General features: G+C 45.5%; 24 protein-coding genes. 15 read left to right on the top strand and 9 right to left on the bottom strand.

Translation table 11 applies throughout. The features are described 5' to 3' along the window. Positions 1 to 13: 13 nt before the first annotated feature. Positions 14 to 613 carry a helix-turn-helix domain-containing protein gene (locus Vsou_RS04715; protein ID WP_188602427.1) on the top strand — a complete coding sequence of 200 codons (600 nt, stop codon included), beginning with the start codon at positions 14 to 16 and terminating at the stop codon, positions 611 to 613. 43 nt (positions 614 to 656) lie between these two features. On the opposite strand, the gene sucD is transcribed toward Vsou_RS04715, so the two are convergent. The 3 genes from sucD to Vsou_RS04700 form a co-directional block, all read right to left on the bottom strand. After that, on the bottom strand, positions 657 to 1,535 hold the full coding sequence (gene sucD / locus Vsou_RS04710) for a succinate--CoA ligase subunit alpha (RefSeq protein WP_188602428.1): 879 nt from the start codon (positions 1,533 to 1,535) through the stop codon (positions 657 to 659). Between the two features lie 6 nt (positions 1,536 to 1,541). Further along, entirely contained in the window at positions 1,542 to 2,666 is a 1,125-nt protein-coding gene (sucC, locus tag Vsou_RS04705; RefSeq protein ID WP_188602429.1) for an ADP-forming succinate--CoA ligase subunit beta, read from the bottom strand. A gap of 119 nt (positions 2,667 to 2,785) precedes the next feature. After that, complete coding sequence (locus Vsou_RS04700) at positions 2,786 to 3,037, bottom strand: hypothetical protein (protein ID WP_229709684.1); 252 nt, start codon at positions 3,035 to 3,037, stop codon at positions 2,786 to 2,788. Between the two features lie 51 nt (positions 3,038 to 3,088). On the opposite strand from Vsou_RS04700, the gene Vsou_RS04695 reads away from it, so the two are divergent. Then, positions 3,089 to 3,553, top strand: a complete 465-nt coding sequence (locus Vsou_RS04695) for a hypothetical protein (protein ID WP_054843255.1) — start codon at positions 3,089 to 3,091, stop codon at positions 3,551 to 3,553. On the opposite strand, the gene Vsou_RS04690 is transcribed toward Vsou_RS04695, so the two are convergent. From Vsou_RS04690 to glcV, 3 genes are read right to left on the bottom strand one after another with little or no spacing between them, the layout of a single operon-like run. Beyond that, positions 3,546 to 4,346 carry a helix-turn-helix transcriptional regulator gene (locus Vsou_RS04690; protein WP_188602431.1) on the bottom strand — a complete coding sequence of 267 codons (801 nt, stop codon included), beginning with the start codon at positions 4,344 to 4,346 and terminating at the stop codon, positions 3,546 to 3,548. The genes Vsou_RS04695 and Vsou_RS04690 overlap by 8 nt on opposite strands. A 52-nt stretch (positions 4,347 to 4,398) precedes the next feature. Beyond that, on the bottom strand, positions 4,399 to 5,715 hold the full coding sequence (ahcY, locus tag Vsou_RS04685) for an adenosylhomocysteinase (RefSeq protein WP_188602432.1): 1,317 nt from the start codon (positions 5,713 to 5,715) through the stop codon (positions 4,399 to 4,401). Positions 5,716 to 5,766: 51 nt separating this feature from the next. After that, positions 5,767 to 6,870: a glucose ABC transporter ATP-binding protein GlcV gene (glcV, locus tag Vsou_RS04680; protein ID WP_188602433.1), complete on the bottom strand. Its 1,104-nt coding sequence runs from the start codon at positions 6,868 to 6,870 to the stop codon at positions 5,767 to 5,769. A 164-nt stretch (positions 6,871 to 7,034) separates the two neighbouring features. On the opposite strand from glcV, the gene Vsou_RS04675 reads away from it, so the two are divergent. From Vsou_RS04675 to Vsou_RS04635, 9 genes are read left to right on the top strand one after another with little or no spacing between them, the layout of a single operon-like run. Continuing rightward, positions 7,035 to 9,317, top strand: a complete 2,283-nt coding sequence (locus Vsou_RS04675) for a glucosidase family protein (protein ID WP_188602434.1) — start codon at positions 7,035 to 7,037, stop codon at positions 9,315 to 9,317. A gap of 48 nt (positions 9,318 to 9,365) precedes the next feature. Further along, entirely contained in the window at positions 9,366 to 10,298 is a 933-nt protein-coding gene (gene pyrB / locus Vsou_RS04670; protein WP_188602435.1) for an aspartate carbamoyltransferase, read from the top strand. Beyond that, a complete protein-coding gene (pyrI, locus tag Vsou_RS04665) occupies positions 10,295 to 10,774 on the top strand; it encodes an aspartate carbamoyltransferase regulatory subunit (RefSeq protein ID WP_054843257.1) in 480 nt (159 codons plus the stop codon). Before pyrB ends, pyrI begins: the two co-directional genes overlap by 4 nt. 4 nt (positions 10,775 to 10,778) lie before the next feature. After that, on the top strand, positions 10,779 to 11,390 hold the full coding sequence (pyrE, locus tag Vsou_RS04660) for an orotate phosphoribosyltransferase (RefSeq protein WP_188602436.1): 612 nt from the start codon (positions 10,779 to 10,781) through the stop codon (positions 11,388 to 11,390). Beyond that, on the top strand, positions 11,371 to 12,333 hold the full coding sequence (locus Vsou_RS04655) for a dihydroorotate dehydrogenase (protein WP_188602437.1): 963 nt from the start codon (positions 11,371 to 11,373) through the stop codon (positions 12,331 to 12,333). Before pyrE ends, Vsou_RS04655 begins: the two co-directional genes overlap by 20 nt. 24 nt (positions 12,334 to 12,357) lie before the next feature. Then, the gene (locus Vsou_RS04650; RefSeq protein ID WP_188602438.1) at positions 12,358 to 12,987 is read left to right on the top strand and encodes a site-2 protease family protein; all 630 of its coding nucleotides are present in this window, start codon (positions 12,358 to 12,360) and stop codon (positions 12,985 to 12,987) included. A gap of 46 nt (positions 12,988 to 13,033) precedes the next feature. Beyond that, positions 13,034 to 14,281 carry a DUF4346 domain-containing protein gene (locus Vsou_RS04645; RefSeq protein WP_188602439.1) on the top strand — a complete coding sequence of 416 codons (1,248 nt, stop codon included), beginning with the start codon at positions 13,034 to 13,036 and terminating at the stop codon, positions 14,279 to 14,281. Positions 14,282 to 14,320: 39 nt separating this feature from the next. Next, a complete protein-coding gene (locus Vsou_RS04640) occupies positions 14,321 to 15,727 on the top strand; it encodes a hypothetical protein (RefSeq protein WP_188602440.1) in 1,407 nt (468 codons plus the stop codon). Between the two features lie 18 nt (positions 15,728 to 15,745). Continuing rightward, the gene (locus tag Vsou_RS04635) at positions 15,746 to 16,003 is read left to right on the top strand and encodes a hypothetical protein (protein WP_054843298.1); all 258 of its coding nucleotides are present in this window, start codon (positions 15,746 to 15,748) and stop codon (positions 16,001 to 16,003) included. A gap of 99 nt (positions 16,004 to 16,102) precedes the next feature. On the opposite strand, the gene Vsou_RS04630 is transcribed toward Vsou_RS04635, so the two are convergent. Then, positions 16,103 to 17,077, bottom strand: coding sequence for a 2-hydroxyacid dehydrogenase (locus Vsou_RS04630; RefSeq protein ID WP_188602441.1), 975 nt, complete (start codon positions 17,075 to 17,077; stop codon positions 16,103 to 16,105). Positions 17,078 to 17,158: 81 nt separating this feature from the next. On the opposite strand from Vsou_RS04630, the gene Vsou_RS04625 reads away from it, so the two are divergent. The 4 genes from Vsou_RS04625 to Vsou_RS04610 are packed head-to-tail and all read left to right on the top strand — an operon-like array spanning position 17,159 to position 20,157. Next, positions 17,159 to 17,323, top strand: coding sequence for a 30S ribosomal protein S14 (locus Vsou_RS04625; protein WP_054843261.1), 165 nt, complete (start codon positions 17,159 to 17,161; stop codon positions 17,321 to 17,323). Positions 17,324 to 17,378: 55 nt separating this feature from the next. Further along, on the top strand, positions 17,379 to 18,302 hold the full coding sequence (locus tag Vsou_RS04620) for an iron-sulfur cluster loop (protein ID WP_188602442.1): 924 nt from the start codon (positions 17,379 to 17,381) through the stop codon (positions 18,300 to 18,302). 42 nt (positions 18,303 to 18,344) lie between these two features. Then, positions 18,345 to 19,433 (top strand): DUF711 family protein, encoded by a 1,089-nt coding sequence (locus Vsou_RS04615; RefSeq protein WP_188602443.1) that lies wholly within the window; start codon positions 18,345 to 18,347, stop codon positions 19,431 to 19,433. 4 nt (positions 19,434 to 19,437) lie between these two features. Further along, the gene (locus Vsou_RS04610; protein WP_188602444.1) at positions 19,438 to 20,157 is read left to right on the top strand and encodes a purine-nucleoside phosphorylase; all 720 of its coding nucleotides are present in this window, start codon (positions 19,438 to 19,440) and stop codon (positions 20,155 to 20,157) included. Between the two features lie 58 nt (positions 20,158 to 20,215). Here Vsou_RS04610 and Vsou_RS04605 read toward each other — a convergent pair whose 3' ends face one another. Both Vsou_RS04605 and Vsou_RS04600 read right to left on the bottom strand, forming a co-directional pair. Continuing rightward, entirely contained in the window at positions 20,216 to 21,316 is a 1,101-nt protein-coding gene (locus Vsou_RS04605) for a hypothetical protein (RefSeq protein WP_188602445.1), read from the bottom strand. Positions 21,317 to 21,438: 122 nt separating this feature from the next. Next, positions 21,439 to 21,987, bottom strand: a complete 549-nt coding sequence (locus Vsou_RS04600; RefSeq protein WP_188602446.1) for a hypothetical protein — start codon at positions 21,985 to 21,987, stop codon at positions 21,439 to 21,441. Between the last annotated feature and the right edge of the window lie 32 nt (positions 21,988 to 22,019).

The raw sequence follows: 22,019 nt of genomic DNA, 5'->3' as shown, positions 1-22,019 counted from the left end.
TTTTTGATTATTGATGAGTATTAAGGTTAAGGTTGGTATTAGGGTTCCTAGGTTTCCAAGTGTTATTAGTGGTGGTATTCGTATACTCAGTGAGTATAACTTTGACTTTGGTGTTCAGCTTGATAGGGCTAAGCTCCTTAAGCTCATTGCATTCGGTGTGGCTAGTCCCACCGAGCTTGTTAGGAGGTTGAATATGCCCAGGGCCAGGGTTTTTAGGTACTTAAACGCCCTTATTAAGCGTGGTTGGTTGGTTAGGAAGGATGGTGGTTATTACCTAGCCGCCACTATATTCCTAGTCTACAGGGTTAGGGGGTTTGGAGACTACGCGGTCCTCGAGGTTCTCAATGATAAGGGTGCTATTGTTGACCAGAAGGCCGGTCTCGTGATTATTAATGGTAAGGAATCACCAAGGGCCTGCCCAAGGTGTCCGCTGCTTCAGGAATGTACGAACAATATTAGGAGCATCAGTAAGTCGCTGGGTATCACAATAAAGTCCGTGACCCCCGCGGATGCATATCTTGAGTTGATTAGTACAATAATTAATGAGGGTCTCGTTAAGATACTCCTTAATGACTATATTGATCTTCATGTTAATAATGGTGGATCAATATAAATCTACCAATAATTTTTAATTTATAGTTATTAATGATCCGTGTTTAACGTATGTATTGCTTGATTAGCTTAACGACTTCAGTGGGTGTCCTGGCAACGGGTACATTAACCTCCTGGAATGCCTTAACCTTGCTTTCGTAGGATCCCATGCCCATGCTAACTATGGCTCCCGCATGCCCCATTCTCTTGCCTGGTGGCGCTGTCCTTCCAGATATGTAGGCTACCACGGGCTTCGTAATCTTCCCAGACCCTATGTACTTGGCCAATCTCTCCTCCATTGTTCCGCCTATCTCACCGATGACCACTATGTACTTGGTCTCTGGGTCCTCCTCGAACATCTTTACTACCTCAAGTGTGTCTGTGCCGATTATTGGGTCTCCACCGATGCCAACGACCGTTGATTGCCCAATGCCTGCCTGGGTTAGGTGGTAGGATATTTCGTAGGTTAGTGTTCCGCTCCTCGAGACTATGCCCACCGGTCCTGACCTAGTGTATATGTGGTTTGGCAGTATGCCTACCTTGGACTTTAGTGGGCTTACTACCCCTGGGCAGTTCGGACCTATTATTGTGACTCCCTTCCTCTTTGAGTAGTTGACGAATCTCAATGCGTCGTGTATTGGTATGTGCTCTGTGATTATTATGACTAGTTTGATGCCGGCGTCTATTGCCTCATAGACTGAGTCGGCGGCGAATCGGGCTGGTACGAAGATTATTGAGGTGTTTATGTCGGGGATTTTCCTTAATGCGTCTTCCACAGTGTCGAATACGGGTACTCCCTGTACTGTCTGTCCGCCCTTTCCTGGTGTTACCCCAGCCGCTACCTTTGTGCCGTATTGAAGCATATATTGCGCGTGCCTTGAGCCTTCATTACCCGTTATTCCCTGGACCAAGACCTTGGTGTTCTCATTTACGAGTATTGCCATGCCCCATCACCTCGTTATCGCCTTTGATAGTGCTTCCATTGCCTCCTCAGCTGTTTCGTAAGTTTTAAGTCCTACCTCAGCCAGTATCTTCTTGCCCTCCTCCTCGTTAGTGCCCTTAAGCCTAATGAAGATTGGTTTGTTGGTCTTAACTTCATTTAAGGCACTAACGACTCCCTTTGCTACCTCGTCGCACCTAGTTATTCCTCCAAATATGTTAACTAGGACCGCCTTTATCCTATCATCAGTCAGCAGCATCTTCAGTCCCTCCTTAACTGAGTCCTCACTGGCGCCACCGCCAACATCGAGGAAGTCAGCCGGTTCATGCCCGAACTCCTTAACTAGGTCCATTGTAGCCATTGTTAGGCCTGCGCCATTTGCCATGATCCCAACGTAGCCCGTCAACTCCACGTAGTGAAGCCCGTACTTCCTCGCCTCAAGTTCCTCCATTGTGTAGTCACTATCCTCAACACTGATGTCTGGATGCCTAAACAATGAGTTGTCGTCGATCATGACCTTAACATCAAGGGCCATTAATTGCCCATCAGCTGTTAATGCCAGTGGGTTTATCTCCACAAGCTCTGCATCGTACTCTGTGAACACCTTGTACATGGCCCTAGCAACTGTCACGAAGTCTTGAGCCGCAGATCCCTCTAAACCAAGCTTTTGGGCCACCCCCCTGATCATGTAGTCCCTAAGTCCCTCATAATCATCGATGTAAAGCCTAATTATCTTCTCAGGGCTCTTCTTGGCAACTTCTTCAATATCGATGCCACCCTCTGTGGATGCGAGCATTAGGTAACCCCTGTTCTCCCTATCCAGGGTTATGGATATGTAGAGTTCCTTGGCAACATTGACACCTTCCTCGAATAATACCTTCCTGATTGGGTAGTCCTGGATCACCTTGCCTAGGTAGTCCCTGGCTGCGTTCTCAGCATCCTTAATAGTATCGACCCTCCTCACTAGGCCCATCTTAGCCCTGCCTGCGAAGGGTACCTGGGACTTCGCGAATAGTGGGAATTTCAGTGCCTTTAGTGTCTGTACATCTTCGGGGCTTTTTACTATGGCTCCTCTCGGTATTTTAACGCCATACTTATTCAGTAATTCCTTGCCTTTGTACTCAAGGAGTCTCACGATAACTGTGCTAGACTAGCCTTAATTTAAGCATTTACATTTTATACTCGAAGTAACCCTACTTAGATATATTGGGTCCCTGTTCTGCCATAACGGGTTCAATCAATGGCTAAATGAGGTCATGCAGAGTGCGTTTCCTTATTGAGTCTGAGGAATATTGTGAAGTATTGACCTGCTTCATCCCTGTTAGGGACTTGAATTATTATTGAAATCCCAGGTAATGAGAGTGCGGCACTGCGGGCACTGCCTGGATCCGGGTATTCCCTGGCCTCGTTGCCGTGAACCAGGAATACACGGCCCCCAAATTTCTCAGGGTTCATATACCTAATAACAAACTCCCTGATTTTGTTCTCAAGTTTCTCGGTACGCACCTCCATATATAGAAAGTACTTATTTAAAAAGGCTTTAATGCCTTATAGGGCATGAAGTCCCTTAATGAATTAATTAAGGAATTGAGTATTAACGAGGTTATTAAAGCCCTGGTAACTGCATATAGGTTGGGTAATGTAGATTACCTTGCATCAAGTATTGAGTTGTTGCATGAGGAGCTAACATACACGGTTTCAGAAAACGAAACGTTAACTGGTGATGCACTGGAACGCGCATCAAAACTACATGCACTCTACTGCCTGGGTCTTGGACTACTAAGATCATTAGGTGGTGGTTCACCGATTACGAATTATGATGAGCTGGTTAATGCTGTGCTTAGGGCTAACGATCTTTCAAGTCTCACTCAGTTCCTAATGGCAACCACCATGCAATTAGTTAAGGGTGATTACTCGTTAATTAGTAAGGTCACGGCAATTCACCAGGAGGTGGGTAATGAATTAATTAAGGGTATCATCAGCTCATTCCTTAACCTAGTTAATATTCTCAGTGCTACCTAATTCTCCTTATGAGAGTCACCATATTCTTACCCTCGACCTTACTAATCCTAACCATGCCAAGGCCCTCGAGTCTCCTGACGCTCCTCCACACGGTTGTCCTCGGTATGCCGAGATCCCTGGAAATATCTATCTCGAAGGCAGAGCCGCCCCTGGATTCCAGATACCTAAGTATCGATACCTCGTACTCATTTAGATTAAAACCAACAGAGGCAGTGGTTAGAGGCTTAGTGGAGGTTGTTCTGCGCTTTATGATGAGTATATACATGGCGAATGCCACTATTACTACCATTATAATTATGATGGTTATTATCAGTGCTTCGTTATAAGGCGTGATCTGCATTTTTCGTTGTATTGTGGTTACCCCATGCGACGTTGATGTTGGCATTACTGTATATAGGAATTCCCCCGGTCCCTTAGCTATTATAATTAATTCGTTATTGGACATGGTCATGTTAATTAATGAAAGCGTTATGTTCGCTATTAGCACGTCACTTGGTATGGTTATCTCCACCGTTGAGTTTCCCACGTTTATACCAATGAAGTTGTTTTCCATGAGTGCATGCGGTACGTATGTTATTGATACGTTGGCTGTGCCGAAGATGGGCACCGTTATCAATGAACCATTGAGTATGTAGTACCACGGTGAGCCATTGACTGTGACCATTATGTAGGATTGTGGTTGAACCGGTAGCGCAAGTGTTATGGATTGCCCCGTTATTGTCGTGTTGAGACCCACTGTGGCCGTTCCATTACCGTATAGTGTTATTACCCATAGCAACAGTGGTATTATCATTTTTAGTCTATGCAGTATAAAGTAATGATATAAAGGTTTTCCAGCCAAGGGTTTAAGTGCCTAGCTCCCAACCAGTTACGTAGCGTCTCTGTTCCTCAGTCAATTGATCAATCCTTATGCCCATCGTCTCAAGCTTAAGCCTTGCAACTTCCACGTCCAGCTCATCAGGTAACTTATGAACACCAAGCTGTATCCTACCTCTATTCTTAACTATGTACTCGGCGGCGAGTGCTTGATTACTGAAGGACATGTCCATGACCTCACTTGGGTGTCCCTCAGCGGCCACTAGGTTGACCAGCCTACCCTCTGCAAGTAGGTAAACCCTCTTACCACTCGGTAACCTGTACTCAACCACGTAATCTCTGATCCTCCTCTTCTCAGCCGCAACTCTCTCCAGGCCGGCAACGTCAATTTCCACATTAAAGTGTCCAGCATTGGCCAGTAAGGCTCCATCCTTCATTCTAAGTATATGGTCTAGGGCTATTACGTTGATGTCGCCTGTGGCAGTTACGAATATGTCACCAGCCTCCGCAGCCTCACTCATGGGCATGACCTCAAAACCATCAAAGACAGCCTCAAGAGCCCTTACTGGGTTTGCCTCAGTAACAATGACTCTACGTGCACCAAGGCCCTTGGCCCTCATGGCTATCCCACGACCAACCCAACCATAGCCAGCCACAACAACCACCTTACCCGCAACCAGGATGTTCGTAGCCCTCAGTATTCCATCCCAAGTCGATTGACCAGTCCCATACCTATTATCGAATAGGTACTTGGTGTATGAATCGTTAACGGCTATTATTGGGTACTTAAGCGTGTCCTCCCTGGCCATGGCCCTCAGCCTGATGACACCTGTAGTCGTCTCCTCAGTACCACCGTATACATTACTTATTAACTTGCTAAAGTCCCTATTACCCGCAGTCTCAAGGGTGTAATTAATCTCATTACCCTTAACTCCAAGGGCTAGTTTATGAAAGGTCACCGTTAGGTCTGCACCATCGTCCATGGTAACCACGGGCTCCTGCGAAATTGCAAACCCAATTGCATTATAGTATTCCCTCTCGTTCATGCCCTTCCATGCATATACATGAATCCCTTCCTCGGCCAAGGCTGCGGCGACCTCGTCCTGTGTGGAAAGCGGGTTTGATGGGACTAGGGTCACTGTGGCTCCACCGGCGGCCAGTGTCCTAACTAGGACCGCGGTTTCCTTAGTCACGTGTAGGCTGGCAGATATTTTTATGCCATCAAGCGGTTTCTCCCTGATGAACCTCTCCCTAATTTTCAGTAGCACCGGCATGTGTCTCTCAGCCCACTCAATGAGCAGGCGACCTCTCTCCGCAAGTGATATGTCCTTTACTTTATATGACATTTGGATCAAGTCGAGAAATTGTCCTAAGGTATTAAAATTTTAACAAGTTCATTATCCATACAGCAAATTCTCGGTTTTCTTATCAAAGACCTTTATCTTACGCGCATTGAAGTACACATTGACTATTTCACCAATACCGAAGCTTACCGAGGAAACGGCCTTCACCTCTGTGCTTTGTAATTTAACCATCACATTGAACTTACCGCCGGCGAATTCAGAAATCTCAACAATGCCCTTACCAGCATAAAGTAAGTCATTATCGCTAAGTGTTTCCCTGGATAGTAATACGTCCTCGGGCCTTATTCCAAGTATCACGTTTTGTGCATTGATTGCATTTGAGTTGGGTGGTAATTGGATCTTGATGCCGCCACCATCGAAGTATGCCTCATTGCCCTTACCAATTATTACTCCATCAACTAGGTTTACTTCCCCTATGAAGTTGGCGACGAATACGTTGGTCGGCCTATCATAAACCTCATTTGGCGGTCCTATCTGCTGAATAGCACCCCTTCTAAGGACTGCGATCCTGTCGGCCAGTGTTAATGCATCGGCTGGATCATGGGTCACGAGTATTGTGGTTATTCCAAGCTTCCTCTGTATGTCCTTCACGAATGCCCTTGCCATAACCCTAATCCTGGTGTCAAGGTTGCTGAAGGGCTCATCCATAAGGAGGACATGTGGCTCCTTAACCAGCGCCCTTGCAATCGCAACCCTCTGTTGTTGGCCGCCAGATAATTGCCTCGGGTATCTATCTAGCGTCTCCGTAATACCGAGAACCTCAGCAATCCCCCTGACCTTCTTCTCAACCTCACCCTTAGGAATCCCCTTTAATTTGAGTGGGAATGCTATGTTATCGAATACCTTCATGTGCGGATAAAGGGCCCAGTTTTGGAATACCATTCCAATGTTCCTATCCTTTGGAGGTATGAAGATCCCCCTTCTTGGTGATGCTACGAGGATGTCACCAATCCAAACCTCGCCATCCGTCGGCTCCTCGAGGCCAGCGACAATCCTTAACAGTGTTGTTTTTCCATGCCCAGAGGGCCCCATGACAACCATGAACTCGCCGGACTTGACCTCAAGTTCCACCCTGTCCAGCGCCACCACGTTCTTACCAAATATCTTCGTAATATCATGTAGATAAACCCTTACCATGTCCCTACAGTAGCCTTGGATTGTTTAAATAAAAATAAATTTTTCCAATAGGTTAAGTATAACCAGTTTAACTATAGTAATGGGTATAATTATATTGAGTCATAATATTTAGGGGCATTGATTGGGGATTTATTAAAATACTCTATTAATGCATTATGAGCTTGATGAGTCACGTTAGTAAACGATTTGAGTACGCAGCTGTAATGTGGGGTAGGGATGTCGATGAATTCGTTAAGACCGCCCTGAATAGTTTCGGCAGTTCCATGTTCATAATGGGCCTATACTACAGGAGACCCAATTGGGCCTGGCCTAGGTGGTTAAGGCAGCAGTTGGAGCCTGTCGGTAAGGGTTTTGAACCTGCACAATTGATGCCGTTTAGGAACATTCACTTTAAGGATTGGGGAATGATTGGTACTGTTCAGGGCGTGAATGAGGCTATGATAGACCCATCAATGCTCTTTGCGGTTCGTAGAAACATTGCATTTGAGGCATGGATTTACGATGGTTCCAGGTTGTACACACCTGGTTCGCATGGTTCATTTAGGCAATACCTAGAGAGACCTGGTTACCCAGTGATAGTTAATGAGTGGGATCTTGGTCCTGTAAGGTTTACCGCTAGGTCCATGGTTGCCAATAGGTCAGGCGTTGATGTATTGCTTGTGGACTTTAGATTAACGGGTTTGCCGGGTAATTACGTGGTGTACCTGGTGACGAGGCCATATAATGTGGATCATTTTGTTGAGGTTAATAGGGCGGGTATTGAGGGTGATGGTTGGTTCATTACTGTGAATGATGAACTTGCGTTGACCACGGATAGGGAACCAACGCAGTTTGGTTCTTATGGTGTAAGTAGGGACGCCAGTGAGGATGCCTCCCTGGGTAGACTTAACAGTGAGCTTTACGTCGTTGATGAACTTGGTTGGGCCCATGCAGCCCTCGGTTTTAACGCCATAATTAATGGAGATAATGAGTGGAGGTTAAGGGTTAGGGCGCCGCTGGATCCATTAAGGAATACATCGCATAATAGGTTGTTGATTAAGTCGGTGAGTGACAGCGATGTAAATGCCGAACTAAGGAACTGGGACGCCGTAAATGATGCGGGGTTCTCGATATTGGTGAGCGACAGTTCCATTGGTGATATTGTTCGTCAATCAATGGCAAACTTAGTGATGTTGTGGGATGGCGGTAAAATAACGCCGGGCCCGTTGATCTACCACCTCTTCTGGATAAGGGATGGATCGTACATGGCCACAGCCCTCACAATGCTTAACCTAATTGACATGGGTAAGGCAGTCATTGAGGAATTACTGAGGAGGGTTGACCTCAGTGGTTATTTTAAGGCTGTGGATTTTGATGTAAGGGAGTACGACGCCAACGGGCAGGTCCTATGGGCCGTGAGCAAGTACGTGCAGTTGACGAGGGATCACGATGCATTAAGGAAGTGGTACCCAGTGATTAGGCGTGGTATTGAGTGGTTGGAGACGAATAGGGAGGTGGCGGGTGATGAGTCAATAAGGGGTTTATTACCGCCGTCCTGGTCTGCCGAGGATACAGGGCCCATGGACCATCATTACTGGGACGACGTGTGGGCCATAGCCGGATTGAGGGAATTGGGCAAGGTACTTAAGGAGGTTAATCATGAAGATTATGGGTGGGTTGAGGGATTACGTAGGGAGTTCACGGATGCCTTAATTAACTCAATAAACACGGTCAGGTCAAGACTCGGCATTGACTACATAGTGCCGGCGCCGGAGAGGTTTGCTGATTCTGCAATGACTAGGGTTATAGCGGTTGTATGGCCGACAATGGCGTTACCACTCGATAATCCATTGGTCAGGAGGACACTTGAGGTTGCAGAGGAATTGTACGGGTTGAATGGTGGGATAGTAAATACGCATCAATGGGGTACTTACGGTAGTTACCTAACAATGAACCTAGCGCATTCCTGGGCGATACTCGGTGATAGGGAGCGGGTCAACAGGTATCTAACGTGGATCGTCAATCATGCATCGCCGACCTATGGCTGGGCCGAGGGAATATCAATAATAACCGGGAGGGGTGGGCAAGGTGATGCGCCCCATGGTTGGGCTGCGGCAGACTTCATAATGCTCATCAGGGACCTAGTAGTAAATGACTCATTCGAAACACCGATACTGCTCAGGGGCATGCCAATGGATTTACTAAGGCGTGGAGTTACGGCAAGAAACGTATTAACAATACATGGGTTAGTAAAGAACATAAGCGTATTAATGAGAAATAAGGAACTCGTGATCAACTACGAAGGCTTAGGCAAACCCATTGGCGACGGGCAATACGAATTATTAATTGACTCGCCAGTAATTCCCAAGGAGATTCATTGCGATGGTTGTGAGTACGAGATGATATCAAGTAACGTTATTAGGGTTACACATGGTGGTAAGTACACTATTGGGATGTTGAATTCCTGATATTTCTCATATTTTTGCGAAACCTTTATTAAATTAGTTATTGACGGTATGGTGGGTTCCTTGGTCTGGAATAGGGATGTGATAAGCGTGTTGGATTTTAGTAAGGAGGATTTTGAGGTTTTGTTTTCTGAGGCCTTGAGCATGGAGAGGTATGCCAAGTCTAAACTTGATATCCTCGGTGATAAGGTCCTTGCACTGGCCTTCTTTGAGCCGAGTACCAGGACGAGGCTGAGCTTCGAGACCGCAATGCTTAGGCTTGGTGGTAGGGTAATTGGCTTCAGCGGTGCTGAGGCCACGTCAATGGCTAAGGGCGAGAATCTTGCCGACACGATTAGGATGCTTGATGCATACGCAAACGCCATAGTGATTAGGCACAGCCTTGAGGGCGCCGCCAAATTCGCGGCCGAGGTTGCGGAGTCGCCAGTGATTAATGCAGGTGATGGTTCGCAGAACCACCCGACGCAAGCTATGCTTGACCTATACACGATTTGGCGGGAGTTTAAGGTAATTGATGGCCTATCCATTGGGATACTCGGCGACCTTAGGTATGCCAGGGTTGTCAACTCCCTGGTCCAAGCCCTATCTTACTACAGGGTTAGGCTTCATTTAATATCGCCTGAACTCCTGAGACCTAGGCAGGAGCTTGTTGAGTTCATGAACTCGAGGGGTATTAGGTATGACTGGACTAATGATCCGTATAACGTAATTAGTGACTTGGATGTGCTTTATGTTGTTAGGATTCAGAAGGAGAGGTTTCCTGACCCGATGGAGTATGAGAGGATCAAGGGTGCCTACAAGGTCAATCTTAAGTTAATTGAGGGAGGTAAGCCGAATCTAATAATCCTTCATCCGCTGCCCAGGATTGATGAGATTGACTTTGCCGTGGATAATACGCCGCAGGCAAGGTACTTCAAACAAGCTGGTTTTGGTGTACCACTACGTATGGCATTACTGAGGTTGGTGCTTGGTGGTGGATCATGAGCGGCAAGAGTGAGTTGATAATTAGTAAGATTAGGAATGGTGTTGTGATCGACCATATACCAGCAGGTAGGGCATTACTTGTGCTTCGGTTGCTGGGTATAAGCGGTCGTGAGGGGTTTAGGGTTGCTTTGGTTATGAATGTGGAGAGTAGGAAGTTAGGCACCAAGGACATAGTTAAGATTGAGGGTAGGGAGTTAACAAAGGATGAGCTTAACTTAATAGCCCTGGTTGCACCGACGGCTACGGTAAACATGGTCAGGGATTACGAGGTGACCAGTAAGTTTAAGGTAACAATGCCCAACGTAGTAGAGGGATTACTGAAATGCAAGAACCCGAAGTGCATAACTAACCAGCAGAGGGAACCCGTAAAGAGTAGGTTCCGCTTAGTATCAAGGGAGCCACTTAAGCTTGTATGTGATTATTGCGGTACAATACATGAATTGAGCGACATTGAGAGGTCCCTGGGCTTGGTGTAGCGCCATGCTTGATGAAGGTTTAATACTTGATCTTTATGGAATTGGCGCAATTAGGTTTGGTAGGTTTAGGTTAACCAGTGGTATTGAGAGCCCGTTCTACATCGACCTAAGGCTTGCGATAACATACCCAAGCGTTTACAAGCGTATGGTTAAGTCCATGGCGGAAGCGCTATCGGGGCTCAATACCGATATTATTGCAGGTATAGAGACGGCGAGCATTCCGTGGGCCTCAATGATAGCCTATGAACTCAACAAGGGGCTTGTATACGTTAGGAAGGAGACTAAGGAACACGGCACCGCCAAGCTTGTGGAGGGTGATTTGAGGCAGGGTATGAGGGTTGTTGTGATTGATGATGTGGTCACTACGGGTAGCTCAATAATAAGGGCTATTAAGGCGATTAGGGGGCAGGGTGGTGATGTCATTGCGGCCGCTGTGTTTATTGACAGAGAGCAGGGCGGGCTTGAGGCCATAAGGAGGGAGGGCATTAACGTGGTTTCCCTGGCTAGGGTTACTGAGGTCATTGATTTCTTAGTCAACCGCGGATTAATAAGTGATGATTTACGGAACTCCATAATTGATTACCTGGTGAAGATGCGTGGTACAACGAGTACTTAAACTACTTAATTACCTACCTCCCGAGTTTACCTATGAAACGTCCCACATACTTATTAAGAGTGGTGTTATTAATTATCGTAATTACGGGATTGATATGCCCATTGAAATAAATGGCAGATTAATCAAGAATCCAATAGGGCTTGGTGCAGGTATTGATAAGGATGGCTTCCTAACACCGCGAATAGTGAGGACCGGGATTGGCTTCATAACAATTGGTTCAGTAACGCTCAAACCACGTACTGGTAATCCAAAGCCGCGCATTATTAAGTATCCTGGTTTAAAGGCGATGGTTAACGCCATGGGATTACCGTCCAGGGGATTCCTTGACTTCTTGGTCAGATTACCAGGATTGGTTAAGGAGGCGCGAAAGCTCGGTGTATACGTCATAGTGAGCCTCGCTGGTTTCTCAATAGGTGAGTTCCTATACATGCTTGATAGAATTAGGGTTTATGACATTGATGCAGTAGAGCTTAACATAAGTAGCCCAACATACCATGGATCATGGTTAACCGATAGGAAATACCTAGGTGATTTGCTTCGGCTTATTGAGTACTTTCCAAAGGCACTATTTGTTAAACTACCCCTGGGTGCCGACATGGATTTCTATAGGTGGATTGTGGACATTGCTAATAAACGTGGTTATGGATTAACAATAGCCAATACACTGCCTATTAGGGAGTCCAGGATATCCGTGGGCTACGGCGGATTAAGCGGTTATCCAATATACCCACTGGTTAAGGCATTGATCAGTAAGGCGAGGAAGTGGGGGTTTGGTGATTTAATAATTGGGCTTGGCGGTGTTATGTATGGTTGGCAGATCCTTGATTTAATGAGAAATGGCGCCAACCTAGTTGGTGTGGTTACGGCATTCGGTTTTGAAGGCCCTTTTGCATTTGGTAGATTGTTTAGGGAATTGTCTATGGAGGTGGGCGAAAGACATTAATAAAATAACTTTGTTTGTGGCTCAATGAGCCACAATTATTGGGGTAGTGGTTACGGAGTACCGTTTAAGTATAGGCATGAGATTAGGGATATTGTTATAGCTCTCATTGCCATGACCATAGCGTTCGCCTTACTTTTTGGTACATTAACGAGCCTGGGCGGGTTGATAGCCACATTTATAGCAGTACTAACTGGCTTCCTTGCGCATGAACTAATGCATAGGGAGGCAGCCCGGAGATTGGGTTACATAGCCTATTTCAAGGCTTGGTGGGTTGGGCTCCTGCTTGCTCTGGCAACATCTTTCTTCCACTTCATTATAGCGCTACCCGGCGCCACTGTAATTGGACCCAAGGTGTGGGGCTATCCATCGCAAAGAGATGAGTTAAAGATAGCCCTAGCTGGTCCTGCAACCAATATGGTATTTGCGGTTGTATTCCTAGCGCTTTGGTTGGTGTTACCGAGCTCATTATTCTCCTATGCTTACCTAGTTTACGCCACAAATGCGTGGCTTGGCTTCTTCAACTTAATACCACTTGCCCTACCTGGCATGATGCTTGATGGCTTTAGGGTATTCAGGAGAGACACTAGAGTATGGGCCCTCGCGTTCGCCATATCGATTGCGTTGGTAATACCATACATACTAAGCATCATTTAATTAATGCGGCTAAGAATTATAACCCACTAATGCGCTCTGTGCCGTCGTGAAATTCAATTATGAGGTGATTAATGAGGACTCCAACATAGCTCTTGTGACTCTATGGAGTAGTATTAACCAGATTAAGGGGATGCTGGGAAGCTCAGCAAGGCTAGTGGGTATAATCGGTAACCTATATACATCAGTAGGCATTAACTATATGATTAGTACACTGGGTAAGATGAACTGGATCGACACACTGGTGGTGTATGGCATTGATTATAATGGTGTTGGTGATATACTTATTCAATTCTTTAAAAATGAAAGACTCAACATAATACTCATAGATAGGGATATAGTTGACAAAATTAAGTCTACGGTGAGGATAATAGACCTAAGGGAGGCGTTTAAATCACGTGATATCAATGCCTTGGTAAGGGCTATCCATGAAAATTACAGGCCTGGACGTAGGCCTGTCAGGCCATTAATTAACGTCGAGTTTAACGAGCACGAGTATGGTGGCGGCTGGGTTATACCATTAGTCGGTGGGTTCATATATGAGAAGGACACCTACAGGTCCTGGGTTAAGCTTGTTGATTTGGTTTTGAATTACGGCTTTGATAAGGGTGATTACAGGGAGTTTATAACGCCGTTGGTGGTTATAGACTCCACAGGTAAACCGCATCCATTCAGGAGACTCAGTGAGACTGGGCTTAAGGGCTTTGAACCACTTGCCGAGGCTATTAATGCAATAATCAATGAGTTGAGGGTTAACCCTCACTCAACGAGCGCTGTTTATTACGGTGGTGATTACTTGATTCAGGGGATCATAAGCGGTGATTATTACAATCAACTGGTTTATTTAAGGAGTATTGACGTGCTCAATGACTGGTGCAGGCAGTTGTATAGGTGGTGGTCACTTGCGAAGAGGGTGGTCGAGACCCTGAATAGGGAATTCAATGCTTGGTACAGTGTGGGTTCCATGGCGGTGATGCCATTATCGGCCAGGATATACACCAAAGACCTGGGTAGGGCTGAGGAGTTCGTGAGGAGGAATGCCAATGTGCTTAGTGAGTTCGTTGAGGACCCAAGGGGCAACTTCTTGGTAATGAGGGAGGGTGACTCAGTAATTGTTGAACATAGGTTACCCATTACTAATGAGTTGCATAGGAGGTTCTCATTCCACTCCCTTGAGGAGGCGTATAATACGTTTAAGAACAGTAATCACTTCACTATTTACTCACATGCCATGTACCTCGGCAAGGAGTTGGCGAGGGTATTCCTTCTCAGGGATTATGAGCAGGATAAACTATAATGGAGTAGGGAATAAATGATTTAGTGCTACATATTAGTAATGAGTGATGGGCGATCTCAATCAATTACTAATACAAGGTTACTTGGTGCCTTATCCTCAATTCTACTGATAATCGGCTCAATTAAATTCATAGGCCACGAAGTATTCACAGTGCTTGGTTTAGTAACGTTGCTATATCTTTTCAGGGGGCTTGGATTAATGGGCCGTTTTATCAATGCCAAAATTGCATTAATAATCATTATTGTCATTATTGCATTTAATTATATAGCGGCAGCGGTAATATTCGGGCTTTATGGCGTTATTAAGGTTACTGCGAGTTCGTACTCTGTGATTATGTACTTATCGCCAAGCACGCCATTATGGCTTAGGTACCCATTTAATCAGGCAGCATTGGTATACGCATTAATATTCGCAGTGTGGCCGTTAATGATCACGTTCTCGTACTACCTATACTACGCGATTAATGGGTTGAGTAGACTACATAAGTATTCAGGTATTGCGCTACTGATTGGCGCGGTACTGTACGTAGCCATTGTTGGTGTTCTCATAATAATGATATCATACATACTACTCCTCATTGCCTGGCTCATGCCAAACATAAACATGGGAGATAATAAATCCATTAGCTTTACGAGGATGCACGCAATAAGGATAATTGCCTGGTCAATAGCGCTATCATTATTAACCCTGGTGACTTTATCGTCACTATTATCCACGTCATTAAACCCACAATATAGTGGGTTAGACCCCGTGACCAGCCTAATCATTAGCGGTAAGCACCCCATGGAGTACATGGCATTACTCAATTATTCATTGGTGGATATTGGCATTACTAATCAAACATATGTACCCAACTCCATATTCATACTTGGTTACGTCATGGTAGCTTTCCCACCCTACTACATCAAGGTGATTATTGGTATTAATTCCTGTTTAGATTTAATAACCGTGGCACCCGCGAGCACGAGTAAGACCGTATACTCTATACCGTACGAAATGCCGCCAATACCACCAAACCCACTTAGTTCTGAGTCGCAGGTTACTTACCAGGGCACGGCAGTGAGGACTGTTATTAAGGCGGGCGAGGTTTCGTGGACGTACATACCCGCATTATCGGCAGGTGACCACATACCGGTACCGAATGGCTTCCTACTCAACTGCATGCTCAGTAATTATGACTATGTATTCCCAATAAACATAACCATAGCGGCTATAGTTAATACCTACAGCAATTACTTCATAACTAACTATAGGATGAAATACGTAAATGTATCGTTCATGGCCAATAGAACAGCGATAAGATTAGTTAATGAGCGTAATGGATCATTTACGGAATCATCAATTAATTACGTAAACATAGCATCAATAATCTACCTGCCGTTGTTTATTTATTACATCGTCTATGACCACGAATTTTACAGGAAATTATTAATTCAAGAATATTAATGAAGTCGGTGGTAAATGATGGCTAGGAAGAAACCATATCCACACAATAACGACATACTAAACGCGATGCTTAGGGTATTCTCCCGTGAATCAATCATAAAGCCAATAGACTTCCCTGACAAGGTACGTGAGGAACTAAGGAAGGAGGGCTTCTATGTAGGCCTCGTTTCCACAAAACGTATCTGGAGGATTTACGAGGAGGCTGTAAGGAGGGGATTTATTTATGATTATCTAGGTGTCGTGGTTGGTTATGGTAGTGAATATTGGGAGGAATAATTACTGCGGTGAGACTTTATTGAATTATACACTATGATTAATAGCGGGTATAATTAGAAATTCTAAATAAACTGAGTAATCGTTAATTCGTAACAATGCCTAAACATAGTCACTTATACTGACTTTATTCATAGGTGTTTCTCCCCTGAGGTACCTAATGACATTTTCCACAGCCCTAATCATCGCATACTCGGCTATCTCCCTTTGAGCTCCGCCGGCTATGTGTGGTGTGCCCAGGAAGTTAGGTAGTGTTGTTAATGGTGTCATTGGTGGTATCTCCTCATGTCCATCATGCATCCACCACACATCCGTGCCAAACCTAATGTCTTGTCTCTCCTTAAGAACCTTGTATAGATCTTCCTCTTTAACCACATCGCCACGACCAACGTTCACCACTATCGCGCCGTGCTTCAACGCCTTAAGTTCCTTCTCACTGACCAGGGCCTTGGTGTACTTATTTAGTGGTAGTGCTATCGCCACTATGTCAGCCCTTGGCAGTGCGTCGAGTAATTGATTCGTTGGATAAACCTCATCAAAGTACTCGGTTGGTCTACCGCTCCTGTTAATACCAATGTTGTGCGTCCTGAACCCCTCCTTACCAATCCTGGCGATTTCTAGACCAATACCACCGGTTCCCAACACTAGCAATGTTGACTCAATGATCCTACGCGGACTAGTTATTTCATTGCCTAGGTACTCCCTGGCATTAAGTACTGGCCTGTGCAATCCCTTCGCCAGTGTCAGTATCATTGCCCACGCATGTTCGGCCACGGGCACTGAGTAGGCCCCTGCATTACTGTAGACCTCAATATTACTTGGTATTACTGGGAATGGTAGGTGATCAACGCCTGCTGAGAACGTCTGTATCACCCTTAACCTAGGCATGGAATTAATGCTTCTGGTTAAATCGAACTCCCTACCGCACCAACACATTAATACTTCAGCCCTGGACAGCGCGCTAGCCAGTTCTTCCTTACCCAGTCTTGGTAATTCGTAGAGAACCACGTCGTAATCACGAAGTAATTCCTTGGCCTTCTCGGGTAGTTCGATTGTGCTTACTATTACAGTGGGCATGATCTCAGTGGATGCATTACTTGCCTATTAATATTTCCAGGAACAAAATACTTTTTAACCAGTTTTCTCACGACTACGTGAATGGGAAAGATAAGGCCACCAAAGGAGCGTAAGTATGGGAGGGCAGTAATTAAGTGCCAAAGATGTGGTACCCATGAGGCAGTCATTAGGAAGTACGGACTTTACCTATGCAGAAGGTGCTTCAGGGAGGTAGCACCGCAATTAGGGTTCAAGAAGTACTACTGAGTTTCCCCATTTTGATCGCAAAGGGATTATAAACACAGCATATGTTTAGTTAATTATGGCTAGGATACCGGCAACGTTGAGTTTGGACAGGGTTATTGAGGTAGCCAATACCTTATCGTCCCTGGACTTACATAGTTCCGACGTCTTTGATCCAAGGTTTTACCCGCCGAAGAATGTGGATGTTGAGACTACGTATAATTACTTCCTAGCTATGGTAGCGATAGATCATAGAACCAACATTGACGATAAGCAATTCACTAGGCGCATTGATGGTGAGGAATTCACGGGTTCAGACTTGCTCTGGAGACTGGGAATGGAAATGTTCAATAGGGACAGTGCCTTCTTTAGTCCTACCAATTTGAGGAGGCTTGATCCAGCCGTGGTTAGGGATTGGTTAGTCAGTGATTACGGACCTGTGTGGGATTATGGAGTTAGGGCTTATCTGCTTAGGGATGTTGGATCGTATGTGGTCGGGAACTACGGCACAACCATTAGGTTATTTAATGCCTCTGGTGTTGAGGATTTGATTGACAGACTGTCGCTAATGGCTGCGTATGAAGACCCAGTCAGAAAGAAGGCTTACTTGTTGATAAAGTTCCTGGCATTACGTGGGCTACTCAAGGTTAGGCCACAGGAAATGAAGTTGCCAATTGATAATCACCTAACGAGAATCGCCTATAGGCTAGGTATTGTTAGGCTTGAGGATTGGGTACTCGAGTTGATGAGACGCAGCATGCACTTCAGTAGGGAGCTTGACACTGAGCTTAGGCTGGCTGTTCGTGATGCCTGGGATGCCGTGATTAGGATTGGTAAGTTGGACCCAATAGCGATTGATGATTTCCTGTGGAGGCTTGGGAGGACCATATGCATTAGGGATAAGCCGCAATGCGATAAGTGCCCATTGAGGAATGCGTGCAATGCCTATGCCAGGGGCTTATTCATTAACGAGCACAACCACTACTTAACGTATTATTACTGATTAATGACAATACTTAAATGAGAATAGGCAATAATTAAATTAATGATTATCCGTGCAGTGACGCTGTTCTACCCCGTGGAGGGTGGTAGGGTCAACGTAGATGAACTTAGGCAGGAATTAATGAAACTACGTAATGTAATAAGCAATGTTAGTAAGAGAAGGGGGATTGAAATAAGGACCTGGAGGGTCACATTACCCTTCACCGACCCGTCCTGGGACTTTGAGGAATTATCAACAACGATAAACAAGATAAGCGCTGAACTTGGGTACATACATGCATCGCTTAATATAGCCATGGGATCAAGGTTTGAGTTGGATAAGGTGATCAACGCGTTCATTAGGTCAGGGAGTTACTTGAGCATTTGGGTTGGTGACTTTAAGGAACTTGATTATTACAATACGGAGCTCTTCACGAGTGTTCTCAGGAGGCTCGTGGAGCTCAATCAATGGGCCTTATCAAGGAGAATGGCAGCGTTAATAGGCGCCGCAATACTCACGCCTTACTACCCCGACTCAGTAAACCTCAATAATAGTCATGGGATAGCCCTATCAATACTGTACCCAAGTGGGTTAAGTAATGAGCGTAATTTACGTAATGACCTAGTTAGGGTGTTTGGGATTGCTGATGACGTTGGTAAGGAGATAGCTAACGAGCTAAGTGCTGATTACCTGGGCATTGATGCTTCATTGTCACCGTGGGGTGAGGAATCCGTCGTGGATACGGTTGAGAGGATTTACGGAATTAGGTTTGGTGGGCCTGGTACGTTAGGTGCGATTTATAAGTTGAACAAGGCCATTTGGGAAGTGTCAAGCCAGTTCAGGGTTACGGGTTTCAACGAAGTAATGCTACCACTGGCTGAGGATGAGAAATTAAAGGCTAGAACTAGGGAAGGCCTAATCACTTTCTCCAAACTGGTCAAGTACACAACAACCTGCGTTGCTGGCGTTGACATGGTACCAATACCAAGCGGTCAAGTACCACTAATTAGGGAATTAATCAATGACCTGCATGCAATAGCCAGTATTAAGCGTAGGTCAATCGGACTTAGGTTAATTCCATACCCAGGCAGTGAGGCTGAGGTTGACCTCGGGGACTTTGGCAGGACACCCTTACTCGACATGATGAGGTGACACAATGCCAATACACCTAAGGGTTAATCCCGGGGACATAGCGGAGAGGGTCATAACAGTTGGTGACCCCGAGAGGGCTAGGCAATTAAGTGAGTTACTCGTTAGTGCGAGGCTCGTTAATGAGAATAGGGGCTTAATAACGTACACGGGTAAGTACAATAACGTTGACGTTACTGTGGCAACCCACGGGATTGGAGCACCCTCGGCTGCTATCGTGATTGAGGAGTTAATAAGCATGGGTGCCAGGTTCATAATTAGGCTTGGGACCACGGGAGCCCTGAGGAGGGAGGTGGGACTTGGCGATGTAATTGTGCCCACGGGATCCGCATATAATTACGGGGGCATATACACGCAGTACCTAGGCGGCTTCATGGCTTACCCAGCAGTACCGGATTACCACCTAATGAGCGAGTTAATAAGAAGCCTCGAAACCGCTGGATTGAAGCCCTGGGTCGGCCCAGTTTATAGCAGTGACGCTTTTTATGCAGAGGAGGACCTAGTCAACGTACTTGGTTCGAGGGGCTTCCTGGGCGTTGAAATGGAGACCGCAATACTATTCCTACTGGGCCTTATAAAGAACGTAAAGACGGCAGCCGTGCTTATAGTTAGTAATAACCTAACCGAGGGCAGGGCTGGAAGGTTCTTAACAGCCAGTGAGTTGAGGAATGTTGTGTTAAAGGTTGGTAAGGCGGTATTAAATGCCCTGGCATTAGTGGGTAAGTGAAGGGATACGCAATTAATCCCGAAATAATTTATCATTAAATACCTTCTTTAAACCATAATCATGGACCACAGCTTTGGAGTTCGGCGTATATCGTTATTGTCGTGGTTGATGAGCCATACCTTATAGAGCCTTGTGGTGTGGTATAGCCATTATAACTGAACTTAATGTAATACGTATTGTAGGGTACACCGTAGTTGAATATGGTCCAGGGTATACTAACGACGGCGGGTTGGTGAGGTGGTTTGCCATCGATGTTTGTCGGTATTGTGAATGTGCCACTCCAAACAATTGAACCCTGGGAGTTATAGACCGTGGCTGTCACTGTGCCGCCGGGCACTAACAATGGTGAATTGCCTATCGAAACATAGACCGTCCAGTTATAGGAGTTAATTGGTATGCATGGGTTGAAAATGACGCCAGGCCCATCAACATAAATGGACGTACCACTTGAGTAACTACCCAGCCCAGTAACGTTAAAGCCGAGAATGAACGGATAATAGAAATAATTTCCCGAAGAACTACTATACTTAACTGGGAGAGCAGCAACAAATAGGTCGCCACTACCATAGTTAGATGATGTGTAGGCAATGGATATCTCTATTATGTTTGTGTTCGTTGTGGTTATCTGTATGCCGGCCGCGAGGTTAGCTAATATGAAGCCAGGGATGCTGAGGTATTTACCCAGTGCCTGGGCTATGTATGCTATTATTAAACCCACTGGTATTGTACCGCTGAAGCCGAAGGGTGGGCTATATGCCTGGACATTACTAAACCAGTAGTCATATGTCTTACCACCACCTATGTATATTTCATCAAACGGCACATACTGAGGACTATAACCAGTATACGCCTTATACTGGCTCAAGAATCCGTTTAAGTAGGTAATATCTGAGGATGTACCTATACCATTCGATATTGAGGCTACGAAGGCTTCATATGCGTATTGATTAGTTGGACCCGTTATACAGTACAATTGTAGTGTGGCAACTCCTATTGTACCGTTTTGATACAGAAAACCAGCACTTGGGGCCGTTGGCTGGATTTTTCCAAAGGCTAATTGATTCCAATTTGAGGAACTTGTGTGTGTTGAATATCCAATGAACTTGTAGGTAACTGATGTCGAGACTCCCTGGGCTAACCCCACAGAGGCATGAGGCATAGAAGTACACGGTTGCGGTTGTTGTCTGTGTAGAATACGCGCCAAGCGTGCCTCCTAGGTAGTTTGGTACATTGTCGTAGACCCAAGCTATTGGTATCTTTATGATGGGTGTTTGCCAGGATTTAGATGTTATATTGACCCAACCAGCACCCGGGTGGCGCTGGTGGTGTTGGTACCTGCGGTTTAGTTAATGCCTTTGCTAATTGATAGGTATTGGTGAGGTTCAGGCTTACTGTCATGTAGTTTAGCCTAGCCATGCTAAGCATTGGGTTACTTATCGTGCTTAATAGCGTACCTGGTTCATACGTTGTGAACATCATGTCGTAGTAAACCGTTGAACCATTCACGTAGGTAACCACGACCTCAATACCAACCCCCTCACTGCCGTAACCCTTGGCAACCCACTCACTCGCTATTTTACTAAGTACGGATATGGGCACTCTAACCACCCCATTGGATGCCGTGCCGCTCCACACCTCGATCAGCGATTCATTATGGCCTGGCGGTAATACGGCGAAGACCTGGACGTAGGCATTCACGGGCTTTTTACCAACAACAACATTAACTACAATACTTGGAGTTAAGTAACCTAGGGAATAGGCAGTTATCGCCAGAGCCACCACTATTATTAAAAGTAATATTGAAACCCACACCTTGAACGAGCTATGCATAATCACCACCACTCTTAATACCTTTGGCATTT

Source organism: Vulcanisaeta souniana JCM 11219 (assembly GCF_026000775.1).
GTDB classification, from domain to species: Archaea; Thermoproteota; Thermoprotei; order Thermoproteales; family Thermocladiaceae; genus Vulcanisaeta; species Vulcanisaeta souniana.
Note: the sequence above shows the minus strand (reverse complement) of the source record. Positions and strands in the feature narration are given on the sequence as shown.

What these genes read in the sequence shown, in the direction of transcription:
- Vsou_RS04610 (WP_188602444.1), top strand. Translation starts at nt 19,438, where the DNA reads ATGCCAATACACCTAAGGGTTAATCCCGGGGACATAGCGGAGAGGGTC.
- Vsou_RS04600 (WP_188602446.1), bottom strand. Translation starts at nt 21,987, where the DNA reads ATGCATAGCTCGTTCAAGGTGTGGGTTTCAATATTACTTTTAATAATA.
- Vsou_RS04615 (WP_188602443.1), top strand. Translation starts at nt 18,345, where the DNA reads ATGATTATCCGTGCAGTGACGCTGTTCTACCCCGTGGAGGGTGGTAGG.
- Vsou_RS04695 (WP_054843255.1), top strand. Translation starts at nt 3,089, where the DNA reads ATGAAGTCCCTTAATGAATTAATTAAGGAATTGAGTATTAACGAGGTT.
- Vsou_RS04715 (WP_188602427.1), top strand. Translation starts at nt 14, where the DNA reads ATGAGTATTAAGGTTAAGGTTGGTATTAGGGTTCCTAGGTTTCCAAGT.
- Vsou_RS04690 (WP_188602431.1), bottom strand. Translation starts at nt 4,346, where the DNA reads ATGATAATACCACTGTTGCTATGGGTAATAACACTATACGGTAATGGA.
- Vsou_RS04620 (WP_188602442.1), top strand. Translation starts at nt 17,379, where the DNA reads ATGGCTAGGATACCGGCAACGTTGAGTTTGGACAGGGTTATTGAGGTA.
- Vsou_RS04675 (WP_188602434.1), top strand. Translation starts at nt 7,035, where the DNA reads ATGAGTCACGTTAGTAAACGATTTGAGTACGCAGCTGTAATGTGGGGT.
- pyrB (WP_188602435.1), top strand. Translation starts at nt 9,366, where the DNA reads ATGGTGGGTTCCTTGGTCTGGAATAGGGATGTGATAAGCGTGTTGGAT.
- Vsou_RS04640 (WP_188602440.1), top strand. Translation starts at nt 14,321, where the DNA reads ATGAGTGATGGGCGATCTCAATCAATTACTAATACAAGGTTACTTGGT.
- Vsou_RS04635 (WP_054843298.1), top strand. Translation starts at nt 15,746, where the DNA reads ATGGCTAGGAAGAAACCATATCCACACAATAACGACATACTAAACGCG.
- pyrI (WP_054843257.1), top strand. Translation starts at nt 10,295, where the DNA reads ATGAGCGGCAAGAGTGAGTTGATAATTAGTAAGATTAGGAATGGTGTT.
- Vsou_RS04605 (WP_188602445.1), bottom strand. Translation starts at nt 21,316, where the DNA reads ATGCCTCATGCCTCTGTGGGGTTAGCCCAGGGAGTCTCGACATCAGTT.
- Vsou_RS04625 (WP_054843261.1), top strand. Translation starts at nt 17,159, where the DNA reads ATGGGAAAGATAAGGCCACCAAAGGAGCGTAAGTATGGGAGGGCAGTA.
- pyrE (WP_188602436.1), top strand. Translation starts at nt 10,779, where the DNA reads ATGCTTGATGAAGGTTTAATACTTGATCTTTATGGAATTGGCGCAATT.
- sucD (WP_188602428.1), bottom strand. Translation starts at nt 1,535, where the DNA reads ATGGCAATACTCGTAAATGAGAACACCAAGGTCTTGGTCCAGGGAATA.
- Vsou_RS04650 (WP_188602438.1), top strand. Translation starts at nt 12,358, where the DNA reads ATGAGCCACAATTATTGGGGTAGTGGTTACGGAGTACCGTTTAAGTAT.
- ahcY (WP_188602432.1), bottom strand. Translation starts at nt 5,715, where the DNA reads ATGTCATATAAAGTAAAGGACATATCACTTGCGGAGAGAGGTCGCCTG.
- Vsou_RS04630 (WP_188602441.1), bottom strand. Translation starts at nt 17,077, where the DNA reads ATGCCCACTGTAATAGTAAGCACAATCGAACTACCCGAGAAGGCCAAG.
- glcV (WP_188602433.1), bottom strand. Translation starts at nt 6,870, where the DNA reads ATGGTAAGGGTTTATCTACATGATATTACGAAGATATTTGGTAAGAAC.